The sequence below is a fragment of the Snodgrassella alvi genome (genome assembly GCF_040741455.2).
GTDB classification, from domain to species: Bacteria; Pseudomonadota; Gammaproteobacteria; order Burkholderiales; family Neisseriaceae; genus Snodgrassella; species Snodgrassella alvi_E.
This window is the reverse complement of record NZ_CP160328.2, coordinates 306,822-330,673: the sequence shown is the minus strand read 5'-3', so window position 1 is coordinate 330,673 and position 23,852 is coordinate 306,822. Positions and strand designations below refer to the sequence as shown.

The 23,852-nt window shown below is 42.7% G+C and carries 27 protein-coding genes and 1 tRNA gene; 15 read left to right on the top strand and 13 right to left on the bottom strand.

Annotated elements, in window-relative coordinates; all coding sequences use genetic code 11:
* Positions 1–54: 54 nt before the first annotated feature.
* From gatC to ABU615_RS01570, 14 genes are all read left to right on the top strand, one after another.
* A complete protein-coding gene (gene gatC / locus ABU615_RS01635; protein WP_100140626.1) occupies positions 55–342 on the top strand; it encodes an Asp-tRNA(Asn)/Glu-tRNA(Gln) amidotransferase subunit GatC in 288 nt (95 codons plus the stop codon).
* A gap of 90 nt (positions 343–432) precedes the next feature.
* Positions 433–1,890: an Asp-tRNA(Asn)/Glu-tRNA(Gln) amidotransferase subunit GatA gene (gene gatA / locus ABU615_RS01630; protein ID WP_370389073.1), complete on the top strand. Its 1,458-nt coding sequence runs from the start codon at positions 433–435 to the stop codon at positions 1,888–1,890.
* A 30-nt stretch (positions 1,891–1,920) separates the two neighbouring features.
* Positions 1,921–3,348: an Asp-tRNA(Asn)/Glu-tRNA(Gln) amidotransferase subunit GatB gene (gatB, locus tag ABU615_RS01625; RefSeq protein ID WP_367488164.1), complete on the top strand. Its 1,428-nt coding sequence runs from the start codon at positions 1,921–1,923 to the stop codon at positions 3,346–3,348.
* 16 nt (positions 3,349–3,364) lie between these two features.
* The gene (lptE, locus tag ABU615_RS01620) at positions 3,365–3,850 is read left to right on the top strand and encodes an LPS assembly lipoprotein LptE (RefSeq protein ID WP_367488167.1); all 486 of its coding nucleotides are present in this window, start codon (positions 3,365–3,367) and stop codon (positions 3,848–3,850) included.
* On the top strand, positions 3,847–4,830 hold the full coding sequence (gene holA, locus ABU615_RS01615) for a DNA polymerase III subunit delta (protein WP_367488169.1): 984 nt from the start codon (positions 3,847–3,849) through the stop codon (positions 4,828–4,830). Before lptE ends, holA begins: the two co-directional genes overlap by 4 nt.
* Before the next feature lie 49 nt (positions 4,831–4,879).
* Positions 4,880–5,314, top strand: a complete 435-nt coding sequence (locus ABU615_RS01610) for a type II toxin-antitoxin system RatA family toxin (RefSeq protein WP_100140631.1) — start codon at positions 4,880–4,882, stop codon at positions 5,312–5,314.
* The gene (locus ABU615_RS01605; protein WP_267390352.1) at positions 5,304–5,588 is read left to right on the top strand and encodes an RnfH family protein; all 285 of its coding nucleotides are present in this window, start codon (positions 5,304–5,306) and stop codon (positions 5,586–5,588) included. Before ABU615_RS01610 ends, ABU615_RS01605 begins: the two co-directional genes overlap by 11 nt.
* Positions 5,589–5,643: 55 nt before the next feature.
* Complete coding sequence (pth, locus tag ABU615_RS01600; RefSeq protein WP_370389072.1) at positions 5,644–6,219, top strand: aminoacyl-tRNA hydrolase; 576 nt, start codon at positions 5,644–5,646, stop codon at positions 6,217–6,219.
* A gap of 18 nt (positions 6,220–6,237) precedes the next feature.
* Positions 6,238–7,716: a 4-hydroxy-3-polyprenylbenzoate decarboxylase gene (gene ubiD / locus ABU615_RS01595; protein ID WP_100140633.1), complete on the top strand. Its 1,479-nt coding sequence runs from the start codon at positions 6,238–6,240 to the stop codon at positions 7,714–7,716.
* Positions 7,717–7,777: 61 nt separating this feature from the next.
* Complete coding sequence (locus ABU615_RS01590; RefSeq protein WP_370389071.1) at positions 7,778–9,421, top strand: phospholipase D family protein; 1,644 nt, start codon at positions 7,778–7,780, stop codon at positions 9,419–9,421.
* A gap of 57 nt (positions 9,422–9,478) precedes the next feature.
* Complete coding sequence (locus ABU615_RS01585) at positions 9,479–10,048, top strand: aminodeoxychorismate/anthranilate synthase component II (RefSeq protein WP_367418356.1); 570 nt, start codon at positions 9,479–9,481, stop codon at positions 10,046–10,048.
* Between the two features lie 46 nt (positions 10,049–10,094).
* Positions 10,095–11,138 carry an anthranilate phosphoribosyltransferase gene (trpD, locus tag ABU615_RS01580; protein WP_100152601.1) on the top strand — a complete coding sequence of 348 codons (1,044 nt, stop codon included), beginning with the start codon at positions 10,095–10,097 and terminating at the stop codon, positions 11,136–11,138.
* 91 nt (positions 11,139–11,229) lie between these two features.
* Positions 11,230–12,537, top strand: a complete 1,308-nt coding sequence (gene serS, locus ABU615_RS01575) for a serine--tRNA ligase (protein ID WP_370389070.1) — start codon at positions 11,230–11,232, stop codon at positions 12,535–12,537.
* A 104-nt stretch (positions 12,538–12,641) separates the two neighbouring features.
* A tRNA-Lys gene (locus ABU615_RS01570) sits at positions 12,642–12,717 on the top strand.
* A 7-nt stretch (positions 12,718–12,724) separates the two neighbouring features.
* Here the strand turns inward: ABU615_RS01570 and ABU615_RS01565 are convergent.
* The 13 genes from ABU615_RS01565 to ABU615_RS01505 all read right to left on the bottom strand — a co-directional run bounded on the left by ABU615_RS01565 (position 12,725) and on the right by ABU615_RS01505 (position 22,981).
* Complete coding sequence (locus ABU615_RS01565) at positions 12,725–13,792, bottom strand: tyrosine-type recombinase/integrase (RefSeq protein ID WP_370389334.1); 1,068 nt, start codon at positions 13,790–13,792, stop codon at positions 12,725–12,727.
* Complete coding sequence (locus ABU615_RS01560; RefSeq protein ID WP_370389069.1) at positions 13,708–14,034, bottom strand: excisionase family DNA-binding protein; 327 nt, start codon at positions 14,032–14,034, stop codon at positions 13,708–13,710. Before ABU615_RS01560 ends, ABU615_RS01565 begins: the two co-directional genes overlap by 85 nt.
* A gap of 27 nt (positions 14,035–14,061) precedes the next feature.
* A complete protein-coding gene (locus tag ABU615_RS01555) occupies positions 14,062–14,415 on the bottom strand; it encodes a hypothetical protein (RefSeq protein ID WP_367488186.1) in 354 nt (117 codons plus the stop codon).
* Positions 14,416–14,493: 78 nt separating this feature from the next.
* Positions 14,494–14,907 (bottom strand): hypothetical protein, encoded by a 414-nt coding sequence (locus ABU615_RS01550; RefSeq protein ID WP_370389068.1) that lies wholly within the window; start codon positions 14,905–14,907, stop codon positions 14,494–14,496.
* Positions 14,908–15,507: 600 nt separating this feature from the next.
* Positions 15,508–16,878 carry an SNF2-related protein gene (locus ABU615_RS01545; protein WP_367488189.1) on the bottom strand — a complete coding sequence of 457 codons (1,371 nt, stop codon included), beginning with the start codon at positions 16,876–16,878 and terminating at the stop codon, positions 15,508–15,510.
* Positions 16,875–17,138, bottom strand: coding sequence for a VRR-NUC domain-containing protein (locus ABU615_RS01540; protein WP_267390340.1), 264 nt, complete (start codon positions 17,136–17,138; stop codon positions 16,875–16,877). The genes ABU615_RS01545 and ABU615_RS01540 overlap by 4 nt, the downstream gene beginning before the upstream one ends.
* Positions 17,139–17,144: 6 nt before the next feature.
* Positions 17,145–19,097 carry a DNA polymerase gene (locus ABU615_RS01535; protein ID WP_370389067.1) on the bottom strand — a complete coding sequence of 651 codons (1,953 nt, stop codon included), beginning with the start codon at positions 19,095–19,097 and terminating at the stop codon, positions 17,145–17,147.
* Positions 19,098–19,634: 537 nt separating this feature from the next.
* Entirely contained in the window at positions 19,635–20,195 is a 561-nt protein-coding gene (locus ABU615_RS01530; protein ID WP_370389066.1) for a DUF2815 family protein, read from the bottom strand.
* Positions 20,196–20,216: 21 nt separating this feature from the next.
* Entirely contained in the window at positions 20,217–21,359 is a 1,143-nt protein-coding gene (locus tag ABU615_RS01525; RefSeq protein WP_370389065.1) for a DUF2800 domain-containing protein, read from the bottom strand.
* Between the two features lie 71 nt (positions 21,360–21,430).
* Positions 21,431–21,808, bottom strand: coding sequence for a hypothetical protein (locus ABU615_RS01520; RefSeq protein ID WP_370389064.1), 378 nt, complete (start codon positions 21,806–21,808; stop codon positions 21,431–21,433).
* Positions 21,809–21,829: 21 nt separating this feature from the next.
* Entirely contained in the window at positions 21,830–22,180 is a 351-nt protein-coding gene (locus tag ABU615_RS01515; protein ID WP_367488209.1) for a hypothetical protein, read from the bottom strand.
* Positions 22,177–22,392 carry a hypothetical protein gene (locus ABU615_RS01510; protein ID WP_367488212.1) on the bottom strand — a complete coding sequence of 72 codons (216 nt, stop codon included), beginning with the start codon at positions 22,390–22,392 and terminating at the stop codon, positions 22,177–22,179. The genes ABU615_RS01515 and ABU615_RS01510 overlap by 4 nt, the downstream gene beginning before the upstream one ends.
* Positions 22,393–22,507: 115 nt before the next feature.
* Entirely contained in the window at positions 22,508–22,981 is a 474-nt protein-coding gene (locus ABU615_RS01505) for a single-stranded DNA-binding protein (protein ID WP_367488214.1), read from the bottom strand.
* 113 nt (positions 22,982–23,094) lie between these two features.
* On the opposite strand from ABU615_RS01505, the gene ABU615_RS01500 reads away from it, so the two are divergent.
* Positions 23,095–23,583 (top strand): hypothetical protein, encoded by a 489-nt coding sequence (locus tag ABU615_RS01500; RefSeq protein WP_367488218.1) that lies wholly within the window; start codon positions 23,095–23,097, stop codon positions 23,581–23,583.
* The last annotated feature ends 269 nt before the right edge of the window (positions 23,584–23,852 follow it).

Below are 23,852 nucleotides of genomic sequence, written 5' to 3'. Positions count from 1 at the left end.
GCGCAATGATACCGCAGTTTGCTCGTTTTGCTAAATCAAATTTAAGGATTTTTGATGGCTTTAACACTAAGTGATGTAGATAAGCTCGCACGCCTCTCTCGCTTGAGTCTTTCAGAAGCTGAGCGAAATAATATGCTGGCAGAACTTAATCATGTATTCGAACTGGTCGAAAAAATGCAGGAAGTCGATACAAACGAAGTTGAACCGATGGCACATCCTCATGAACTCGCATTACGTTTACGCAATGACATCGTGACTGAAACTGATCAGCATCAGGCTATACAATCTTGTGCACCTTTGGTCGACAAAGATATGTACCTTGTACCTAAAGTAATCGAATAAGTTCAGATTTGCCAATTAAGCCATATCTTTAATTTTTGAAATTATCACAGACAGCTTCTTATCACACTGTTTGAACATTATCTGACCACCATGCCCAAAAACTACACATTGAAACAATGCAGTGATTTACTGCAAAGCAAACAGGCTTCAGCAAGCGAGTTGGCACAGGAATACCTAGCAGCCATTGCAGCGGATAATCCCAGCCTGAATGCCTATATTACGCTGGATAAAGAACGTACTCTTACAGAGGCCAAAGTTGCCGATAACCGTTTGGCACAAGGTTCAGCCAGTGTATTGACAGGTGTACCCATAGCCTACAAAGATATTTTTTGCCAGCAAGGCTGGCGCAGCGCGTGTGCCAGCAAAATGCTGGATAATTTTACTGCCCCCTATACCGCCACTGTAGTACAGAATTTGCTGGATGCAGGTATGGTCACACTGGGTCGAACCAATATGGATGAGTTTGCCATGGGTTCAACTACTGAGACCTCACATTATGGCATTACCAAAAACCCTTGGCAGCATGATCATGTTCCTGGTGGTTCCTCCGGTGGATCTGCCGCTGCTGTTGCGGCGCGACTGGCACCAGCAGCATTAGGTTCAGATACTGGTGGTTCTATCCGTCAACCGGCAGCTCATTGCGGCATCACTGGTCTGAAACCTACTTATGGTGTCATCAGCCGCTTTGGCATGGTGGCTTATGCTTCCAGTTTTGATCAGGCCGGCCCAATGGCACAAACCGCTGAAGACTGCGCTTTGCTACTAAACAGCATGGCCGGTTTTGATGAACGGGATTCCACCAGTATAGAGCGTGATAAGGAAGACTACACTCGAGATTTAAACCGTCCGCTTCAGGGTATAAAAATAGGGCTGCCACGAGAATTTTTTGGAGAAGGGCTTGATTCACAAGTACATTCATCCATTGAGGAAGTTTTAAATATACTGAAAAAACAAGGGGCAGAAATTATTGATGTCTCTTTGCCGCATACTGAATTATCCATTCCGGCTTATTACGTTTTGGCATCAGCAGAGGCCAGTACCAATTTATCTCGGTATGATGGTGTTCGTTACGGATACCGAGCAAAAGAATTCAGCAATTTAGATGAAATGTACAGTAAAAGCCGTGCTGAAGGCTTTGGTGATGAAGTAAAACGGCGCATCATGATTGGTACCTATGTATTATCACATGGTTACTATGATGCCTATTATCTTAAAGCACAAAAACTACGTCGTATGGTTGCCAACGACTTTCAAGCTGTACTTAATCAATGCGATATTATCTTGGCTCCGGTAGCACCTACTGCTGCACCGAAACTAAGCAGCCACAGTAACGATCCAGTGCAAATGTATCTTTCTGATATATACACTGTCTCACTTAACTTAGCAGGATTGCCGGGCATCGCCTTACCCGCCGGTCAAACCACCAGTGGACTGCCTGTGGGAGTACAGCTCATCGGTAACTATTTCGCCGAAAGCCGCCTGCTTGGAATTGCACATCAAATACAGCAACATAGTGACTGGCATACCAGAACACCATTTGCACAATAACAGCCAGTATACGAATTGAAAGAAAACAGAATGAATTGGGAAACTGTAATCGGTCTGGAAATCCATGTTCAGCTAAATACACAATCCAAAATTTTTAGTGGTTCTTCTACTGCTTTTGGTGCAGCGCCAAATGTTCAGGCAAATGTAGTAGATTGTGCCTTGCCCGGCGCCTTACCAGTAATGAATCGCGAAGTAGTAAATAAAGCCATCAAGCTTGGTTTGGCATTGAATGCCACGATTAACAGGAAAAATGTATTTGACCGGAAAAACTATTTTTACCCTGATCTACCAAAAGGCTATCAGATCAGTCAGTTAGATTTACCGATAGTAGAGCATGGGCAGCTGGAAATCGTAGTAGGTGATGAAGTTAAAACCATCAACGTAACCAGAGCGCATATGGAAGAAGATGCTGGCAAATCTGTACATGATGAATTCGAACACTATACCGGCATTGATTTAAATCGTGCCGGTACACCTTTGCTAGAGGTAGTTTCCGAACCTGAAATGCGTTCCGCTGCCGATGCCGTTGCCTATGCTAGAGCAATGCATAGCTTAGTTACATGGCTAGATATTTGTGATGGCAATATGGCAGAAGGTTCATTTCGTATTGATGCCAATGTATCAGTACGCCCTAAAGGACAGGCTGAATTCGGAACACGTTGTGAAATTAAAAATCTGAATTCTTTCCGCTTTCTGGAGCAGGCCATCAATTACGAAGTTGAACGGCAAATCGAATTGATTGAAGACGGAGGCAAAGTTATACAGCAGACTCGCCTGTTTGACCCCAATAAGGGGGAAACACGTGCAATGCGCAGCAAAGAAGATGCTCATGACTACCGTTACTTTCCAGATCCAGACTTATTGCCGATTGTAATTACAGATACAATGCTGGAAACGGCCAAAGCCTCCATGCCTGAGCTACCAAAAGAAATGGCTGCACGCTTCATAGAGCAATATGGCATTTCTGACTATGATGCACGCTTATTAACCAGCAACCATATTCAGGCCAGCTGGTTTGAGCAGGCTGCAAAAATAGGGGGGCATGGCAAACTTGTAGCCAACTGGATGCTTGGAGAACTTGCGGCTGCGCTGAATAAAGCCGGAATTGACATATCAGCCAGTCCGATCAGTGCCGAGCGTCTAGCTGGACTGACTAACCGGATTGCAGATAATATCTTAAGTAACAAATTAGCTAAACAGGTTTTTGAAACCATGTGGGACAGTAATCTGTCTGCTGATGCCATTATTGAGCGTGATGGCCTGAAACAAATGACAGATATCGGCGCTATAGAACAAATCATCGATGAAGTGCTTGCTAAAAATCAGAAATCTGTTGAAGAATTTAAATCAGGTAAAGAAAAAGCATTCAACGCTTTAGTAGGTCAAGTAATGAAAGCTTCACGCGGCAAAGCCAACCCGCAGCAGGTGCAAACTTTATTACGCAGCAAACTGGCTTAAGCGTAAAGGATTAGATATGAAAAAATGGCTGGTACTGACTATCTTATTTGCATTGTCCGGCTGTGGCTTTCATCTGAAAGGCACATCCGCATTTGATACACCTTTGCCCTATCACAGCTGGAAAATTGATGGTGGTAGTATGCAACGGGCATTAGAAGTAGTATTGCGGCGTCAGCCAGATGTTGTTGTTGATACCGAACAGCCAGATGTGGTCGTAAAAGTAATTGCTGCTACTCAGGATTCAACTACATCTTCTGTAGACTTGTCCGGTGGAGCCAGTGAATATTTGTTATCACTGAACGTTACGGTACAAGCTTATCGCCACGACCTGCCATTAGGAGATCCGATTCAAGTAACTGTAAATCGTTATATGGATTATTCTGATCATGAAGTGCTGGCAAAAGAAAACGAGCAAAACATGATTTGGCATGACATGCGTACCGATGCAGCAGAACAAATAGTGCGGCGTTTGGCTTTTCTTCCCGTCAATACCACAGAATGAGTGAAATATCTATCCATCCTCTGGCCGCAGCATATCTGATTCATGGTGAAGAAGATTTATTGCGGCTAGAGACTATAGACAAGATTAGAACCGGCGCACGTGAGCAGCATTATTCTGAGCGTGAAGTCGTCATAATTGAATCCGGCTTTGATTGGTCATCTCTATTGGCTTCAGTACAATCTGTAGGTTTATTTGCTGATAAAAAACTATTGGAAATACATTTGCCATCTGGCAAACCTGGCAAAGAAGGTGCGGCAATACTACAGCAACTTGCTGAGCATCTACCGGAAAGCACTTGTCTGATGCTGATATTGCCTAAACTGGAACGTACACAAATACAGAGTAAATGGTTTGCGAGCTGGGCTAAAGTCGCTCAAGTCTTTGAAGCCAAAGCAGTCAGCCAGACAGCTTTACCTCAATGGATAAAAAAACGCTTAGCTGAAGAAAAGCTTAGCATCGACAACGATGCTTTAGCACTATTTGCCGAAAAAGTGGAAGGTAATCTTCTAGCGGCAAAACAGGAAATTGACAAAATTGTACTCATTCATCCTGCTGGTCATATTGTTACACTGCCTGAAGCACAAGCTGCAGTGGCAAACGTGGCGCGATTTGATGTATTTCAGCTATCAGCTGCATGGATGAGTGGCAATTCCGAAAGGATGGTACGACTGCTTGATGGACTGGCAGCAGAGAGCAATGAACCAGTATTACTTTTATGGGTAATCAGTGAGGACATCCGTACCTTATTACGCTTACTGGCAGCACAAAAACAAGGAAAACCCCTCAGCGAATTACGCCAAAGCCTGCGCTTATGGGGAGAAAAACAGACTCTGGCTCCGCTGGCAGCCAAACGCATTGGTGTAAAACGTTTACTAGGCGCTTTGCAGACATGTGCGCACATCGACAGACAAATCAAAGGTGTGGAAGAGGGTGATGCATGGTCTGAAGTTAAGCACCTGTTTCTGACTTTGACAGCTTGATTACCATGCAAACTAATTCTCTTCCATATCGCAATAAATGTGACAAAAAATGAAAACAGTTGAAAAAAGCGTTTTAGTACTCCATAGTGCCGAGCACATATTTGATCTAGTCAATAACGTTGAAGATTATCCTCAGTTTTTGCCATGGTGTAATCGAACAGAAATTTTAAAAAGAGATGAACATTCACTTGAAGCAGTGTTGCATATGGATTACATGAAAATACGCCAATCCTTTGCTACTCGGAATATCAATCACAGACCTCACAAAATACAAATGAGTTTGCTTAACGGCCCGTTTCGCCGGCTAGAAGGTTTCTGGCAGTTTACCCCTATCGATAATTTAGGCTGTAAAATTGATTTTCGCTTGGAATATGAATTTTCTAGTGCCGTACTTTCAGCACTAATTGGACCTGTTTTCAACCATATAGCTACTACACTAGTAGATGCATTTATTCAGGAAGCCGACAGACGCTATGATGACTGATATTATGGTTGAAGCCGTGTACGCAACATCTGAATGTCAGCATCTATGGCAAGGTAAAGTCGCAGCGGGAACCACAGCACGTCAGGCATTATTAGAATCAGATCTGCCACAACAATTTCCACAAATTGATTTTCGTACAGCCCCTATAGGTGTATTTGGCAAAAAAATTAAAGATGATTACATCCTGTGCAACTGGGATCGCATAGAAGTTTACCAGCCATTACTTATCGACCCAAAAGAAAATAGACGTCGTAAAGCACAACAAAAAAAGTAATCCGTTTTTTCTTGTATTTAATTATCTTACTTGCAAAACATTCTAAGGAAAATCTATGTCCCAAATACGGCTCATAGTAGGTCTGGGCAATCCGGGCACAGAGTATGAACATACACGTCACAACATCGGTTTTGATTTTGTCGATGAACTGGCCAGATTATGGAAAACCAGTTTCAGAGAAGAAAAAAAATTTTTTGGACAAATCGCACGAGTTAATCAGCCTAATAGAGAAATCTGGCTATTAAAGCCATTTACATACATGAATAAATCAGGCACTTCTGTTCTGGCGCTGGCAAAATTTTATAAAATTACACCTGCAGAAATTTTAGTAGTTCATGATGAGCTTGACATACCTTGCGGACAGGTAAGATTCAAACAAGGTGGTAGCAATGGTGGTCACAACGGCTTAAAAGATATTCAGGCGTGGCTTGGCAGCCCAGATTTTTATCGCTTACGCCTTGGCATCGGCCATCCCGGCGACCGTAACCTTGTTGTCAGCTATGTATTGCATAAACCACAAGCCCAGGAACAAAACTTAATCAATGAAGCAATTCAAAAGTCACTGACAGCTATGCCTTTACTACTTGAAGGCGAATACAGTAGCGTACAACAACGATTACACAGTAAATGAATTTTGAAAGTTAAAGTAATGAAATACCGTGATTTACGAGAATTCATTGCCATGCTCGAGCAGCAGCAGCTATTAAAACGGGTTCAGATCCCTGTATCACCATATCTGGAAATAACCGAAATAGCAGATCGGGTATTACACAAACAAGGGCCGGCTTTGCTGTTTGAAAAAACAGTCAGTCAGTCAGGAAAACCATATAATTTTCCGGTTTTAGCCAATTTGTTTGGCACAGCAGAGCGAGTGGCCATGGGTATGGGCGCAGAAAGTACTGCTCAATTAAGAGAGATAGGCAAAACTCTAGCTTATTTGAAAGAGCCTGAACCGCCCAAAGGTATTAAAGACGCCTTTGCCAAACTTCCTTTACTCAAAGATTTATGGAGTATGGCGCCACATATCACAAAAAAAGCACTCTGTCAGGAAATCATTCTTGAAGGAGATGCCGTCGATTTAACGCAGCTTCCTATTCAGAAATGCTGGCCAGAAGATGCAGCGCCACTCATAACATGGGGATTAACCGTCACCCGCGGACCGGACAAAAAACGTCAGAATCTTGGTATTTACCGACAGCAATTACTGGGAAAAAACAAACTCATTATGCGCTGGCTAGCACACCGTGGTGGAGCACTTGATTTTCAGGCATTTAAACAAAAATATCCTCATAAGCCTTATCCTGTATCAGTTGTACTTGGCTGTGATCCGGCCACCATACTGGGAGCAGTTACTCCCGTACCAGACAGCTTGAGCGAATATCAGTTTGCCGGATTATTAAGAGGTTCACGTACCGAACTAGTAAAATGCATTGGTAACGATTTACATGTACCAGCCAGAGCAGAAATTGTGCTTGAAGGCGTGATACAGCAAGATGAAATAGCGCTGGAAGGCCCATATGGAGATCACACGGGTTATTACAATGAACAGGATTATTTTCCAGTTTTCACCGTAGAACGTATCACTATGCGTGAAAATGCTATCTACCACAGCACCTACACTGGCAAACCGCCAGATGAGCCTGCTGTTTTAGGCGTTGCCTTAAATGAAGTATTTATTCCTCTATTACAAAAGCAGTTTCCTGAAATAATTGATTTTTATCTTCCTCCCGAAGGATGTTCTTATCGTATGGCTATTGTCAGCATGAAAAAACAATATGCTGGACATGCCAAAAGGGTCATGATGGGATGTTGGAGCTATTTGCGGCAATTTATGTATACCAAATACATAATTGTTGTGGATGATGATATCAACATACGTGACTGGAAAGAAGTCATTTGGGCTATTACCACTCGCATGGATCCCGTACGGGACACAACACTAATCGATCATACACCAATAGATTATCTCGATTTTGCCAGCCCCATCAGTGGTCTAGGAGGTAAGATGGGATTGGATGCTACCAATAAATGGCAAGGAGAAACCAACCGTGAATGGGGCAAAGTGATACGTAAAGATGCAACAACCATAGCCAAAATCGATTCAATATGGCAAGATTTAGGTTTATAAATTGCTATTGGCTCCATGCAGTTTAAAAAATTTAGCAGCATAATCAACATATGGTATGCACATGAATAGTAAGATATTTAATCAAATCTGTACTATCTGTTTCAAACTGTGCACACTTTTTATATTAACTGCCTGTCAGACATTACCGTCACTTCAGGGACGAACAACAGAAACTCATGTTGCAGCCGATATCCCAACTTCATTAGCTTATGCAAATGCTTCTCTTGTTAGCCAGCATCCGGGATTTTCGGGTATATACCCACTTGATGATGGCCATGAAGCCTTTGCAGCACGTGTTGCCTTGATACGTGCAGCTGAGAAAAGTTTGGATGTTCAGTATTACATATGGCGCAATGACACATCTGGGCAGCTATTATTCCACGAACTTGTCTTAGCTGCTCAGCGAGGTGTACATGTCCGTCTACTGTTGGACGACAATAACACTGTAGGGCTGGATAAAGTTCTCACGGCTCTCAATCAGGAGCCTAATATCGAAATCCGATTATTTAATCCTTTTATCCATAGGCACTGGCGCGCTTTAAGTTACATTACCGACTTTGCGCGATTAAACCGACGCATGCACAACAAATCCATCACTGCAGATAATCAGGCTACCATTCTTGGTGGGCGTAATATCGGTGATGAGTATTTCGATATGGGAAAAGGTACGTTGTTTGTTGACTTGGATATTCTCGCCATAGGTCCTATCGTCAATCAGGTTTCTAATAATTTCGATCGCTATTGGAACAGTGCATCTGCATATGATTTTAGCAGCATAGTTCACAGACGCAACAAACTTCAACCTAGTATGACAGTATTTAAGCGGCGTAGTTTCAACCGTTTGCGTGCAGATAGCTATGACAATGCCTATAATCGTGACAATTTCGTCAATCGCTTACTAGATGGCTCACTTGATTACCAGTGGGCACATTTAATTTTAGTAAGTGACAATCCAGAAAAAGCATTACCTAAAAGTAAAAAGGAAACAGCTAAGCAAAATATCGAGACAGGTCTTGTAATTGCTTCAGATATAAAAGATACCAATCATCAACCTGTCATAAAATATGAAAAAGCCAGTTTAACTCTGAATGCACTTGCCGCATCAGTTGTTGAACCACAAAAAGATTTACTGGTTATAACTCCTTATTTTGTACCAACTCAAACGGGTCTAAAATATCTGCAAAAGCTCAGAGAAGAAGGGGTAAAAATCAGAATTCTTACCAACTCACTGGCTGCAACAGATGTACCAGTAGTTCATTCCGGCTATTCCCGCTACCGTATTCCTTTATTAAAAGAAGGTGTTGAAATATACGAACTGAAAAATCAGGGTTTTATCAAAGGTCACCGAGACAGGGCATTTACAGGTAATTCTGAATCCAGTCTTCATGCCAAAACATTTACTATAGATGGACAACAGCTTTATATCGGTTCCCTGAACTTTGACCCACGTTCCGCCAGACTCAACACCGAAATGGGTGTTGTTATTCAATCACCCGAAATGGCACAATATATGAATCAGGCCATCAATGAGGCATTACCAGACGTGACTTATCAAGTAAAACTCTCACCTGAGGGAAAACTAGAATGGTTGAAAAATAACGACAAAAATCAAATCAGGGTTTATCATCATGACCCAGATACCAGTGTGTGGAAACGTGCTTGGGTAAAAATACTATCATGGTTACCATTGGAAAGCTTGCTTTAAGACCTTAACTAAAATTATCTAATCTCAATTAACACTCAAAAATACAAGGTAAAGCTAATGCTGCTATTTATCGACAATTACGATAGTTTCACCTACAACATCGTGCAATACCTTGGTCAGCTAGGTGAAACAATAACCGTTAAAAACAATGATGAAATAACTCTGAAAGATATAGAATCCTTAGCTCCAAATAAAATTGTCATCGGCCCAGGTCCCTGTACACCGAAAGAGGCAGGAATATCAGTAGCCACTATCCATCATTTCGGCGGCAAAATCCCTATTCTGGGTATTTGTCTTGGACATCAGGCCATTGGCTTTGCTTATGGAGGCAATATAGTCCGTGCAAAAAAAGTAATGCATGGTAAAATTTCGCCTGTTTATCATCACAACAATTCATTGTTCACTGGCCTGCCTAATCCAGTAAATTGCACCCGTTACCATAGTCTGGTTATAGAAAAAGAAACTTTACCAGACAGTCTTGAAATCACCGCATGGACAGATGATAACGAAATTATGGGTATCAGACACCGCTCCCTTAGAATAGAGGGGGTACAGTTTCATCCTGAAGGCTTACTCACAGAATATGGCCATCAGATGTTACAAAATTTTTTAGAGCAACACCCATAACCATAATCAAATCTGCAAAACGAAATCTACTCTAGAAAGAATAAATATGATTACGCCGCAACAGGCTCTAAACCGTCTACTGGACAATAACGAATTATTTTACGATGAAATGACCGACTTAATGCGCCAGATTATGAATGGGGAAGTGGCGCCAGAAATCATAGCTGCCATACTAATTGGTTTACGTATCAAAGTAGAAAGCGTATCTGAAATTGCCGCCGCAGCAACAGTCATGCGTGAATTTTCCACTAAAGTACCCGTACAACATCGGGATCATTTGGTAGATATTGTAGGTACCGGAGGCGACAATGCTCATACTTTCAATATTTCAACTACCAGTATGTTCGTCGTAGCCGCAGCAGGTGCCAAAGTTGCCAAGCATGGTGGGCGTTCAGTATCCTCTTCAAGTGGTTCTGCCGATATTATCGAAGCCATGGGCGCGGCTCTCGAACTAACGCCCGAACATGTAGGCGAATGTATTGATCAGCTAGGTGTCGGATTTATGTATGCCCCCAATCATCACAACAGCATGCGTTATGTTGCTCCGGTACGCCGAGCGCTTGGCGTACGTACCGTATTTAACATCTTAGGGCCACTAACCAATCCGGCAGAAGCATCAAATCAGGTTTTAGGTGTATTCCACATAGATTTAGTGGGTATATTATCACGTGTACTGAAACAGCTAGGCAGCAAACATGTGCTTGTTGTTCATGGCAGCGATGGCCTAGATGAAATTACGCTCACTGGAACAACCCGCGTAGCCGAATTGAAAAACGGTACTATCATGGAATATGATATTCATCCAGCACAATTCGACATGCCGGTTATCGAAGACCTGAAACCCCTTAAAGTAGCCAACAGCGAAGAATCACTGCATATCATGAACGCTGTATTAAACGGAGAAAAAGGACCTTGTCGTGATATCGTCGTTTTGAATGCGGCTGCTGCCATTTATGCATCCGATATCACTACCTCATTGGAAGAAGCAGTGGATTTAGCAATTACTGCCATTGATTCTGGAAAAGCCAAAACCAAACAGACCGAATTTATTCAGAAAACACAACAATTAGCTGCCATACAGAAAACTTAACATGCAGCAAGCTTGCAGATGTTCACCCTGCGTCGCTGCAATTAATCGTTTACAATAAACGCTACAAACCGTCAACAAACACATTAATATTATGTTAGACATTCAAATACTCCGACAAGACATAGACACAGTTGCCCGAAAATTACAAACCCGTGGTTTCCAGCTGGATATTGCAGCATTCACCCAACTAGAACAGCAACGCAAACAATTGCAGATTCGTACTGAAGAACTGCAAGCTAAACGCAATAGCCTGTCCAAACAGATTGGCGCCTTGAAAAGCCAGGGTAAACATGATGAAGCCAACGAAGTAATGACCGAAGTAGGCAAAATTAAAACAGAGCTCGAACAGACTGATCAGAATTATCAAAATATACAAAGCCAGATAGATAATTTAATCCTAACCATACCCAACCTTCCTCATGACGATGTACCAATAGGAAAAAACGAAACCGAAAACGTAGAAATCAGACGTGTTGGTACACCACGGCAATTTGATTTTCAGATTAAAGACCATGTCGATCTTGGCGAACCACTAGGCTTAGACTTTAAAACAGCTTCAGAACTGTCTGGTGCCCGTTTTGCATTAATGCGTGGTCCGATAGCACGACTACACAGAGCATTAGCACAATTTATGCTTGATACTCATACACAGAAGCATGGATATGTTGAGCATTACACCCCTTATATAGTTAATCCCGAAATACTCGTAGGTACAGGACAGCTCCCTAAATTTGCTGAAGACATGTATAAAGTTACTTGCGGCGGAGAAGAAAACAATCAGGAACAATATCTGATTTCTACCGCAGAAATCACCCTTACCAATACCGTACGTGAACGCATTCTGAGTAAGGAAGAATTACCGAAGAAATTAACCGCACATTCACCGTGCTTCCGCTCCGAAGCCGGATCATACGGTAAAGACACACGCGGACTGATACGACAGCACCAGTTTGATAAAGTAGAAATGGTACAGATTCAGTATCCTGAAAATTCTTATGCTGCACTTGAAGAAATGGTTGGTCATGCAGAAAAAATACTTCAGCTTCTGGAATTACCCTATCGAGTAATCGTATTATGTACAGGAGACATGGGCTTCAGTGCAGCCAAAACATACGATCTAGAAGTGTGGGTACCTGCACAGAATACCTATCGAGAGATTTCCAGTTGTTCAAACTGTGAAGATTTTCAGGCACGACGTATGCAAGCGCGCTTTAAAGATAGCGAGGGTAAAAACCAGCTAGTGCATACATTAAACGGTTCCGGTTTAGCTGTCGGCCGCACATTAGTAGCTGTGCTAGAAAATCATCAGAATGAAGATGGTAGCATCAACATTCCTGTCGCTTTACAACCTTATCTAGGGGGACAAAGCATATTAAAAGCACAAGCAGATACTTTATAAATCATTGAATTTGAATATTTCTATCAAAATTTAAAGGACAATATAACTGATCCACTGTATATATTGTCCTTTAATGTAAAGACGAGTATAATTACCTCCCTGTTGGGTCGTTAGCTCAGTTGGTAGAGCAGTGGACTCTTAATCCATTTGTCCAGGGTTCGATCCCCTGACGACCCACCACTGATTATTACATTATATTCAATACTTTATCCAGCCCTTTTGATGTTAATGAATAATCCATTGGTTTGCTGGTTTTGACATTTTTTTGACATTTTTTTGACATTTTTTTGACATTTTTTTGACATGTACCTGTCATGAGGTTGTCAATCTTTGCTGCTTGCGTGTGCAAATTTTCATTGTCCAGATGAGCGTACTTTTGCACCATTTCTAACGATTGCCAGCCTCCCATTTCTTTTAGTTCATATAGCGATACTCCGTTCTGTACCAACCAGCTAGCCCATGTATGGCGCAAATCATGCCAGCGGAAGTCACTAATCTGCGCTTTGTCTAAAGCCTTGTACCATAATTTGTAATTCAGCTTTAACACAGGATTGTGTTTGGTGTTTAAAAAAACATATTTCGGATGCTTGCCTACTTGATGTACTAATACCTCCATCGCAGTGTCGTTCAATGCTAGATCAAACGGCTCCCCCGACTTCATCTCGTCCGGATAGTACTGGCACGTTCGTCTGAGAAAATCTATCTGATCCCATTTCAAACTAAATATATTGTGCTGCCTAAGACCCGTCGCTAAATTGAATTTTGCCATTAATGCCATATAGGTCGGCAAGCAATTTAATAACCTCGCCGCTTCTTCCGGCTTTAGCCAGCGAACACGCTTCTTGGCTTCCTTGAATTGCTTAAAATAAACTTGTTCATCTAACATGTCCCATTCACGCACGCAGGCATTTAAAATCGCTCTGATCAACGACAAATACCTGTTTTTAGTGCTATTGGAACAATCTTTCTCTTTGATTATCGACATAATCATGTTTCTGTTTATTTCATGTAAATATACTCCACGTAGTTGCTGTAAATTCCTCAGTCGACTTATATCAGCGTCAATACTCTTTTTTACTCCCTCCTTTTCTTCTAGCCATCTAAGTGCAGCATCGTCCCATAAATACTTGGGCTTATCGCCTAGCCGTTCTTGTCGCCATAATTCATGCTTTAATTTGTCGTGATATTCCTCCGCAAGTTTTTCATTTTTGGTTTTAGTCGAGCGTCTAATTCTTTTTCCACTTTCTGTTTGGATATCAATATACCAGAAGCCATTGGGGTGCTTAAACAACATGTTTGGTTCCTATCATTCCGAACCGCCTGCGCGGTCAATTCTTCTTTATTGCTAATGTATTCGTCAAGGCGCGTTCTTCTAATAACATAGCCTCTACCAATTTTGGCTGCTCTTAATTCGCCGCGCTGTATAGCATCTCTAATCGTTTGCGCATTGCATTTGCAATACACAGCGGCCGTTTCGCATGTAAAGGTTTCTTCCATTTTTAATCCACAAAAATAGCCAGCTATTTAGCTGGCTGTGTTTGTATTCTGCTGGTTAGAAGAGGGTTGGATTAAATTAATTTTGCCCATTTCACCCAAATTTTGGCGTAACCATTGAAAATAATATTTTCGGCATCTACTGTTCACCAACATTACTGCGCCGCCATTTTTAGCTTTGGGCATGGATATATCGTCTATCGGGATGTAATGAGTAATCTCTTCTAATGTGCATAGCGACCATTCTGGCGGGTCGGTAGAGTATAAATAATCTATACACAAGCTATCCTCTAGTTCATTGGTACCACGCGCAATTAAGTAGATGCCTTTTTTAGTAGGCCACCCATCTTTTTCTACTGAATGCCAATTAATATGATTAATCATCCCTAAATCCTTAATGGTTAAAAACCCAAATGCTTAAGCCCACCTGTTGGTGGGCTTGTATAAGTGGGATTGCATAGTTTATTTCGGTTTTTCGATGTATCCATCGAAAGGAATATAATGGGTTGGGTCTTCATCATCATCCCATGAATCCCAATGGATTCTACCCGGTTTATAACTATCAATAGATACCTCACCATTACAATACACAATATAATCCTTTGATAATTCAGGGTTACCATTTTCTTCAATACTTATCCAGCCGGGCAAAATGGTGAGACTATCAAGTTCTAGTAACTCGCCTATAATATTTGCTACATGCTTAGCATCTCTGGCTTTAGTGTATAAAAAACCATTAGCTAGCAATTTATTTAGCCGACTGTCTGAAGCCTTGAAAATGTGGCTGCAATACCCTTTAGAGTCTAGCGGGTTAGGTGTATACACTTTTGTACCATCTTTAGGAGGCGTTTGAAGGGGTGTTGAAATATCTGGCATTTTATTCTCATTGAAGTAATTGGGATGTTGTAAACCTGTAATACGCTGCGATTAAATCCAAAAATTAAAGCCAGCTACTTAGCTGGCAAAGTTTGAATATCAATATAAACTAAATGTTTTGATTAGCCTTTACACATGCAAGCCATACTTCCCATAGTCTCTGAGTTTCAGGATACTCATAACGCAGATTATCTTGATAATCTCGCATAGCTCTTGATCTGAGAGGCACGCTGTATTTAATTGATGCTAGGTGCTTTTCGAACATTAGTCTTTGTTGCGCAATTTCTTTTGAGTCTTTCCTGCTGTTCATACAACCTCCAACAAAAGGCCAGCTAAACCGCTGGCTTTAATAACAGGATAGGCATATTTAAACTACTGCCTATTCGCTTGCTGTATTTCTTTCACAAAATCAATTACCCGTGAAGCATCACCAAAATACGACTTGTTCTTGTATACGTATTTATCTTGAGTAGGATAAAACATGACGTTACCCATGTACGTCCTGATGCATACACCGTGTTTACCGGAGCTTGAATAATTAAGCCCACTTTCCTGTAAAATATGCATATTACTTATATAGTTATCGCTGTTAACCATTTTTTATCCTCGCTTCATTGCTTGAAGCAACATATCCTGCACACTGCGCTTACTATTTCGTCTCTCTACCACCAGCTCATCTACAGTATCCGCAGCAATAATGTGATAAATGAAAACAGGGCGGTCATGGCCGGCTTGTAGCTGTCGGGTTGGCCCTATTCGTTCAACTATTTGTTGGTACTGTTCAAGATCCCACCAATGGCTAAAAAACACTAATATGTTCCCGCCGTCCTGCAGGTTGAGCCCGTGGCCGGCGCTGGCAGGATGCGCCAGCAGAATAGGGATCTTGCCTGCGTTCCAATCCCTGATCGTTTGGGGGTCTTGGTCCAATACTCGGCTTTGGGGAAACGCTTTTTGGATTCTGGCCAAATCACTTTTAAAGTGATAGGCCACTAATACAGGCATTCCTGAAGCCTCATTAATAATAGATTCGAGCGCCTGCAATTTCAAATCGTGCACTTCTGCCCAGTCTTTACTGTCATCCTTATAGATCGCCCCGTTGGCCAACTGCAGACACTTAATTGTTTTTGCCGCGGCATTGTCCGCTTCAATAGTGCAGTTTTCTATTTGCAGAAACATTTCCCGCTCTAAATCACGATACATTTTGCGCGCATTGTGCGGTAAAGTAATGCAGACGTTCGTTACTATAGGATCCTTGATGTCAAAGTAGTCTTTCGCATCCAGTGTCAAACATATATCCCTCAAACGATCATGGATTTCTTCCTGCGCGCCGGGAAGCAACTCTTGCCTGACCGCAAAAGGGCTGTTTCCAACTCGCACTGGGCGAAACCATCGATTTACAAATGCAGTGTAGCTGCGCCCAAGACGCAACCCTTTATCCAGAAAATATAATTGCCCCCAAAGGTCAAGTATACCGTTGGGCGAAGGTGTGCCTGTAAGTTCAATGAAACGTTCGCTCAGGAATGCAACTTGTGCCAATGAGCGAGCGCGCTTACCTCCTTGACGACTGCGATATGATTTGAGCTTGGTGGACTCGTCTGCCACCACTGTATCGAACGGCCAGCGGTTACCCAGCTCTTCAATCAACCATGGAATGTTTTCGTAATTGATAGTGTATATTTCTGCATCCTGTAACAAAGCTGCGCGCCGCTGTTTGGCGTCACCTACTATAGGTACCACTTCGGATGTTATGTGCCCCCATTTTCGTGCCTCATCTGGCCACGTACTGGCGGCAACGCGCAGAGGAGCCAACACCAATTTCGGATGGCTTGATAGAAGGCTTAAGCCATCTAGTGCAGTTAGTGTAGACACTGTTTTACCCATGCCCATGCCAGCCCAAATTGCAGTGCGGGGCTTTTCATAAATGCATTTAATAATAAGTTCCTGATACGCCCGCGGAGTGAAATCTCTCATCCGAATATCTCCTTAATCTTATTCAGGTCATCTATCACTAGTACCGTCTGACCTGCTTCTGATAAGCGCTGGTGCTCTCGCACCTGATGGGGTTTAGCGCGCTCTCCCGGGGCTTTAAGTTCGACCCATATCAATCTACCCGGCAGCATAATCAAGCGGTCTGGCGCTCCCCGATGCCCGATAAACTGTACCTTCCGGCAGTAGCCTCCCGCCGCTTTTACCGCCTTAACAAGGGCTTTTTCGATTACGGATTCCCTCATACCTTGTTAATCCTTTCTATAGCGGTAGTCTTCAAATCCGGCGGCAGCAAGGGGTAATCCTTGTGCCCATGAAGGATTTGTAGCCATAAGCGAAGCGAGCGCTTCGTGTGAAAAAGCACCGTTATCCGGTGCTTCACTGATAATTTCATCATGCACGGTCAGCACTATCCTATATCCCGCTGCCTCAATTTTAGGCATGGAGTCCGCCAAGATATCGCGGGCAACGGCCTGCGTTACGTTCTCTACGAGCTTGCCGCCGTAAGTCTTGATACGTGTCCATTTTTTCTTATACTGGTCTATACCCATATAAGACAATTTATCTTCATCATTTACACATGCGGCGGGGTAGCAAACAAACCGTCCTGAAGGCAGGCGAATGCGCAACCATGCGCCTTGTCTGTCCAGCGTTAGCCTTCTGCACTGCATTGTTCGCCCTGTGCTTATGACCTTGACAGCGGCACGCTCAAGGTCTTTCCAGAATGTAGACACCTTAATATGTGCCTGACGCCATGTACGCTTAAACGAATCACAAACGCACCATACGGTGTTAGACAGCCCGAAAGTAGGCCGCTTTTGCTCAACAAACCAATCCCAAGCGCGCTGCGCTTCCTGCCATATCTCGTCAGGAATTACGGCCTGTTCTGCCATGGCTTCCAGATCAATACCGTAATTGGCCGCGAACGTAAGGAACGCACCCACACCACCTTCATATCCGAGCCCCAGTTCCATAACTTTACCAATCTGACGTTGTGATTTATTAACGTCTTCTGGACGTATATTAAAAGCTTTGGCATAAGCCAGCTTATACAGGTCATGCCCTGTACCCCTGTCATAATCACGAAACGCCTCCAGCTTCCATTCCTCCCCAGCCAGCCATGCCAGAACACGACCTTCAATATTAGAAAGGTCAGCAATCACCAGCTTGCTACCTGCAGGGGCCACGATACAACCTCTGATTGCTGATGACGTTAACTCCATAATATCGTCATAAACAAGCTCCGCGCCGCCAGCTTTAAGCGCTGTTATGCCTAAATTGATATCATCCTGCTTTAAAGTAGGACGGGGCAGATTCTGCGGTTGAAACATTCGGCCCGCCCAACGCCCTGTGCGTGTAGCACCATCAAACTGCAGCGTGCCCCGCAGTCTTCCATCGGCACTAGTTGACCTGAACAGTGTTTTATATTTGGCAGTACTTGTCGTAGCTGTATTAAGACGTAATAGCAATAACTCCTTAACAGCTTCAGGCAAATCAGGATCATTCAGCCGTCTTTCTAACGTAGATTTCTGCATATCCGGCAGCTCAATACCGTATGCTTCCAGTATGTACTTTAGTAAAGCATCACGCTTATTTGCCGATACTACATCGCCGTTAGTTGCCTTTGATGTTTTACTTGCCAGGACTTTCTGCGCGAGGTCAATAGCCTTAATCGCATTACAAACCAGCTCTGTATCGATACACACACCGCGATCATTAATACGTTGATCTAGGTGCCACAGCGCCAGTTCGCTACTTAAGTAATTCCATTTTGGGGTTAGTTTATCTATCTCGCGCATGGCTTCAACGTCTAAGCGCGCATACTCAACAAAACGCTGCCACTCTTCAGGGTGGGTGTGTTGACTCGCGCGCCGTAATTTAGAGCTTTTCGGCCGAGGTTTGCAGAACAACAAAATCAACCTCCGCCCCTCCTTATCCTTGGCTTTATCCGAGGGTAACCTAAAAACCTCACTAAGTACCCCCAGCCGGCCGGGTAGTGAGTGTGCAAACGCTTTAACCATAGTGTCATACCATCGCTCAATCGGTAATGTATAACCGTGCGCAGCCAGTACGGTACGGTCAAAATGGCTGTTATGCGCAACCACGTAGTAATCTGGGTCGTTCCACACCTGCAGTAACTCTTCATTAAACTGCCCACCGATAATGACTTTAGCCGGAGCATCGCCGATGGCATACGCTATCAACAATATCTCCGAATTTGACGCATAAACATGCGTCCCGCAGGTAAGTAAATTAACCTCGCTGAAGGTTTCAAGGTCGATATATAATTTAGGCATTTCAAACCTCTATAAAAATGCCAGCATTTTGCTGGCGTCTATTTAGTAATCTGCAATTAAGGTTTGGTCATTTGTGCTTTTAATTTTTGAATTTTTCAGACACTTCGATTCACGCAGTTGTTCAAACATATGCCTACGTCACATCTGTTTAATCAAAACAAAGAAGAAAACTAAATACGTGCACATAAAAAAGACTGCGATAAGCGCAGTCATTTGTATCTTAATCATATTATTCCCTTTTTCAATACAATCCATCTTGTGCTATTTACCCTTGTCCTTAAAGACAAATAGCAAAACATGCTGCAACACCACATAAACCGAATAGTAAAACCGCCCTTGAAAAAAGGGCGGCGAGTTCATTTATTAAATGCTTTTGCTAAACACTATTCATAAAAAAAATCCAGCTAAAAGCTGGTTGTTTCAATAATTGATGCTTTGATAGGACTAAATCAGATCACTGAAATCTTCATCAGCGTCGCTATCCGGTACTGCTAAATCGGCAAACTCATCTTCTGTGGCCGCTCCGCCACCGCTAAAGGCATCACCATCTTTGACAAACTGCACGCCACGCAGACTGGCATTGATCCTTTTACCAAAATTATTATCCTGCACCCAAATGTCTACAATGGCATTAACGTAGCAACCTGCATATGGTCGACCGTCTGAAGAATCTAAATGCGTTTTCGCATCTTTATCCAACACCAACGGCTTAACTGAATTACTGGCACTTAGATACAAATTACCCTCGTAACCATCATAATCTTTTAAATTTCCATCGTGTAAACAGGTACGATCCGAAGCGCTTAGTTTTTTTAATTCCAGCTCCGCCTTAGCCCCCCATTTATCTTTAGCTGCTTGTGCTACGGCGGTGTTGACCGCCTTAGCATTTTCGCTGTTAGGCTCCATCAGAAAATTGGCGGCAAACCTTGGCTCGCTACCATTAACACTACTGGCTTGAAAAAGATTGGGGAAAGATAAACGTACGCCTTTTAAAATACATTTCATAATAATGATTCCTTATATAAGTTAAACTAAAGCTTCAAAATCTGCAGCCACGTCCATGACGAGAGCAGGGCGTTTATCTGATTCTGGAGCGATAGCCAGAGAGCCGGGCTTTTGTGTAATGAGTTCTGCCACTTTATTCCATTGACGCGGGCTAACCGTACCTGCCTTGCACAGCTTTTCAAGTGCCGATGGTGAGATGAGCTTCCAAACATACATCTCATCTTTTTTGAGGCGCATGGATTTAAGAACTGCTTCCGCTGTCTCCTCATCCCGCCAAGATTTAGCCCCGCGTCGTCCTTCAACCAGCTTAAAGCCCGGTATCCTTTCTCCAGCATTCATTTTAGATGCAGCCGTTTTACGTATCGCAGTACACCACGATTCGATAAAATCCAGCGCAGCCAGTTTGCGGGCAAGTAGGGCGTTATCATCCTTGGGTATGGGCGCTTGCTCAATCTGAGGCAATACCGGCTGATCAAGGTCAACAGAACCCTCTGTCAGCATCTCCATAACCTTCTGAGCTGCTGCAGGGCAATCCGCCTTTGCTTTACAAAAATGGCATTGAGGCTCGCCCGGATTTAAATCATCAGAAGATGTACCTTTCTGCAAACAGGTAAGAGCTCTACCTCCTGCAACGCGTGCGCGATCAACGAAGTTTTCGATACTCTTTGGACCTCGTGCATCACAATCGAATTCACTGATATTATTGAGTCGTGGTTGCACAATTACCAATCGCACTCGCTTAAACTCATTAATCAGCGCATATTCTTCTAACGCCGCGGCTGCGTACAGGCAAAGCTGTTCATTACGGTTGGCATCAACTTTTACACCACGCCCATACTTCAAATCTACAATTACCAATTCATCATCGAGCAATACAACTGCATCAGCGGTACCAAAAGCATTGTCTTCCCCCGTGATATCGGAGATTGGAAGTGCTTGCTCTACAAACAATTGACCCCCGAGAGCGCGAACATAATCAATATATGTTTGTACGTGTCTGGCCATGTCGTCATCAACAACGAACTCCGTTCCGGCGATTTCCTTACGTTGCCCAATGCAAGTAGATGCATCAGCGCCCGTGTTCAAACAATATGCGGCTACTTCATGTGCAACAGTACCTTCAGCGGCATACTCTGAAGTAACATCAGGGTAACTAGATTCCATGACTACGCTTCCCGGACACCTGATCCATCTGTGTGAAAATGAAGGTGATAATCTTGCATGTTGCATGTTCCTTACTCCATTGCGATCCTACATAGCCGAACAAGTTCCCCATACTGAGAGGGGTTAAGATCAGGTAACTTGCTTACCCCTAGGGTTTGCAGAATCTCAACTCCTTCCTTTTTACCTTTGATTTTTAGCAGTTCAACAAATGCACTTTTAGCCTCTTCAATAGAAGCGATGTTTCCATCGGTTACATTAGCTTCAGGTTTAGCTGCTGGTGTCTTTTTAGAGGTTTCAGCCTCATCTGACTTGCTTTCTGCTACAGGGGTGGGTTCTTTAATATCTTCTTTAGAACTCCCTTTAGCGGGTGTAGCGTTATTTGAGATAAGAACATCCATGATTTTTGCTAATAAATCGTTAGTGCGGTCGATCTTTGCTTCAAGTGTCATTTTTCCTGCTCCTTGTTTTTCCTACTTACCATTAAAAAAACTGCGTGCCTGAACTATAAAATCCAGACACGCTTGTAATTCTTCGCTGTCTTCGTACCCGTACTTTTGCAGCGTTTCTAGTACAGATACAGCACCTTGCAGATCTCCCTTACAAGCTTCAACCAGTTCTACAATTTCTTCTTCGGACACACCTAGATCGTCATAAAGCATTTCTTTATAGTCATCAGGATTAACGTATTCCATCCTTTCTTCCAGCCTTTTACGCAACTCTGCTTCCAGATACGACTCGGTAAGGCTGTTAGATACTTGACTTGCATAACTTAGAAGTTCTTCGTCGGTCAGGTGGCTATACGGAGTTTTACTAGTATTCATTTCTCTGGCTCCAGTACTGCAGCATTCATAGGGTCATAATCCTTGCTGTCCATAATTTCCCTCATTCGTTTGACTTCTCTGCCTGCCGCATTCTCTTTAGCTTCCATTAAGCAAAGGTCCGTACACCTCGCTTTTTTAGGTGGGTACGGCTTTATAGAGAGAACAGCGGCCATAAAAAATGCCACCAATATGGTGGTCATCAACTTACGCATCTTTAACTCCCTCATTCTTGATAAGGGCGCCCTGTACCCTAGCTATTCTTACAAGGCGTAATTTTCTATCTGTACATTAAATATCTCGCGTTTATTTGCTGATAGATTTAGTATTTTAGAATGGGATATCATCATCTATATCATCAACTGCAGGTGGATTAGGTTGATGTTGCTGCTTAGCAGACTTTTTAGCGTTTTCTGAAGAGGTAACAAGTGTATTATCACTCTCTTTACCGCTTTTGCTATCTGACGTACCGGTATTGCGCCCGCCTAACATCCTCATTTCAGCAGCAATAATGTTATATGCTGTTCGCTCAACCCCATCTTTAGTACTGTATTTAGAACTTCGTATCTGCCCTTCAATAAAAACCTGATCACCCTTACGCAGATACTGACTGGCAATCTCACCTAACTTACCAAACATCGTAATGTTGTGCCATTCGGTACGAGTCTGCTTTTGCCCGTTTTTATCTTTCCATTGTTCATCAGTAGCAAGAGAAAAATTAGTTACAGCATCTCCTGTACCCGTACGTCGTGTTTCAGGTACTTGGCCCAAACGGCCAATCAAAATGACCTTATTGACTGACATAAAATCTCCTTTCCGTTAATTTATCTTGGTGGGGCAGGTGGTTTGGCACTCACTGCCATTGTGCAAGTGCTAGAATGTAGTTCCCAAAAACAAGCTAGCAAATAGAGGTACTTATGAGTAATCTTTTTGAAGAGGTGAAAAGCGATATGTTGTCTACACTAGTCAAATACCCCATGCGACCGTTACCGGAATCTGAATTGGATACCTTGTACGATAAATATGATGAGGAGGAATTATTTGCCGCTATGCAATTTTTAATTGCAAGAGGAATGATGGACCCTAGGGCAGTATATGAAACCAATGATGGCTTTTATATAGACCCCGATAGATTAATGCTTACCGCAGAGGGATATGAGAATGCCGCCGGCGATAAGCTTGGATACAAAATTAGTGGAGTTACTGTTAAATTACACAGCAATACTTTTCAGCATTTAGATTCAATTATTAAATCTTCGAATCTAAAGGAAGAAGATAAAGAAAAATTACTGGCTGAATTAAAAGAAAAAGGAGCGGAGCATATTCTTACTCGCTGCATAGATTTAACCTTATCTAATGCTAAAACTGCTGGGGTGATGCTTATGCAGTATCTTCAAAATATGTAGCATTAATTCTATACATTAAAGCCAGCTCTATAGCTGGCTTTTTAAGTTTAAAAACTAAAGCGCACTTGCTCATAACAAATACGCTGCGATTTTTAAACTTACTATCAAAAGAACAATAAACAATACATTTTGCTATCAACTTATGCCAGCACGGCAACCTAGCCTGTATTTCTATTTGCTGGTGTTTCTCCAACTCTTTTTCATGTTGGAGTCATCGGTGTCGGTGTTTGTTTGATGGACGTATTAAACACCACGTTTAAATTAAATGC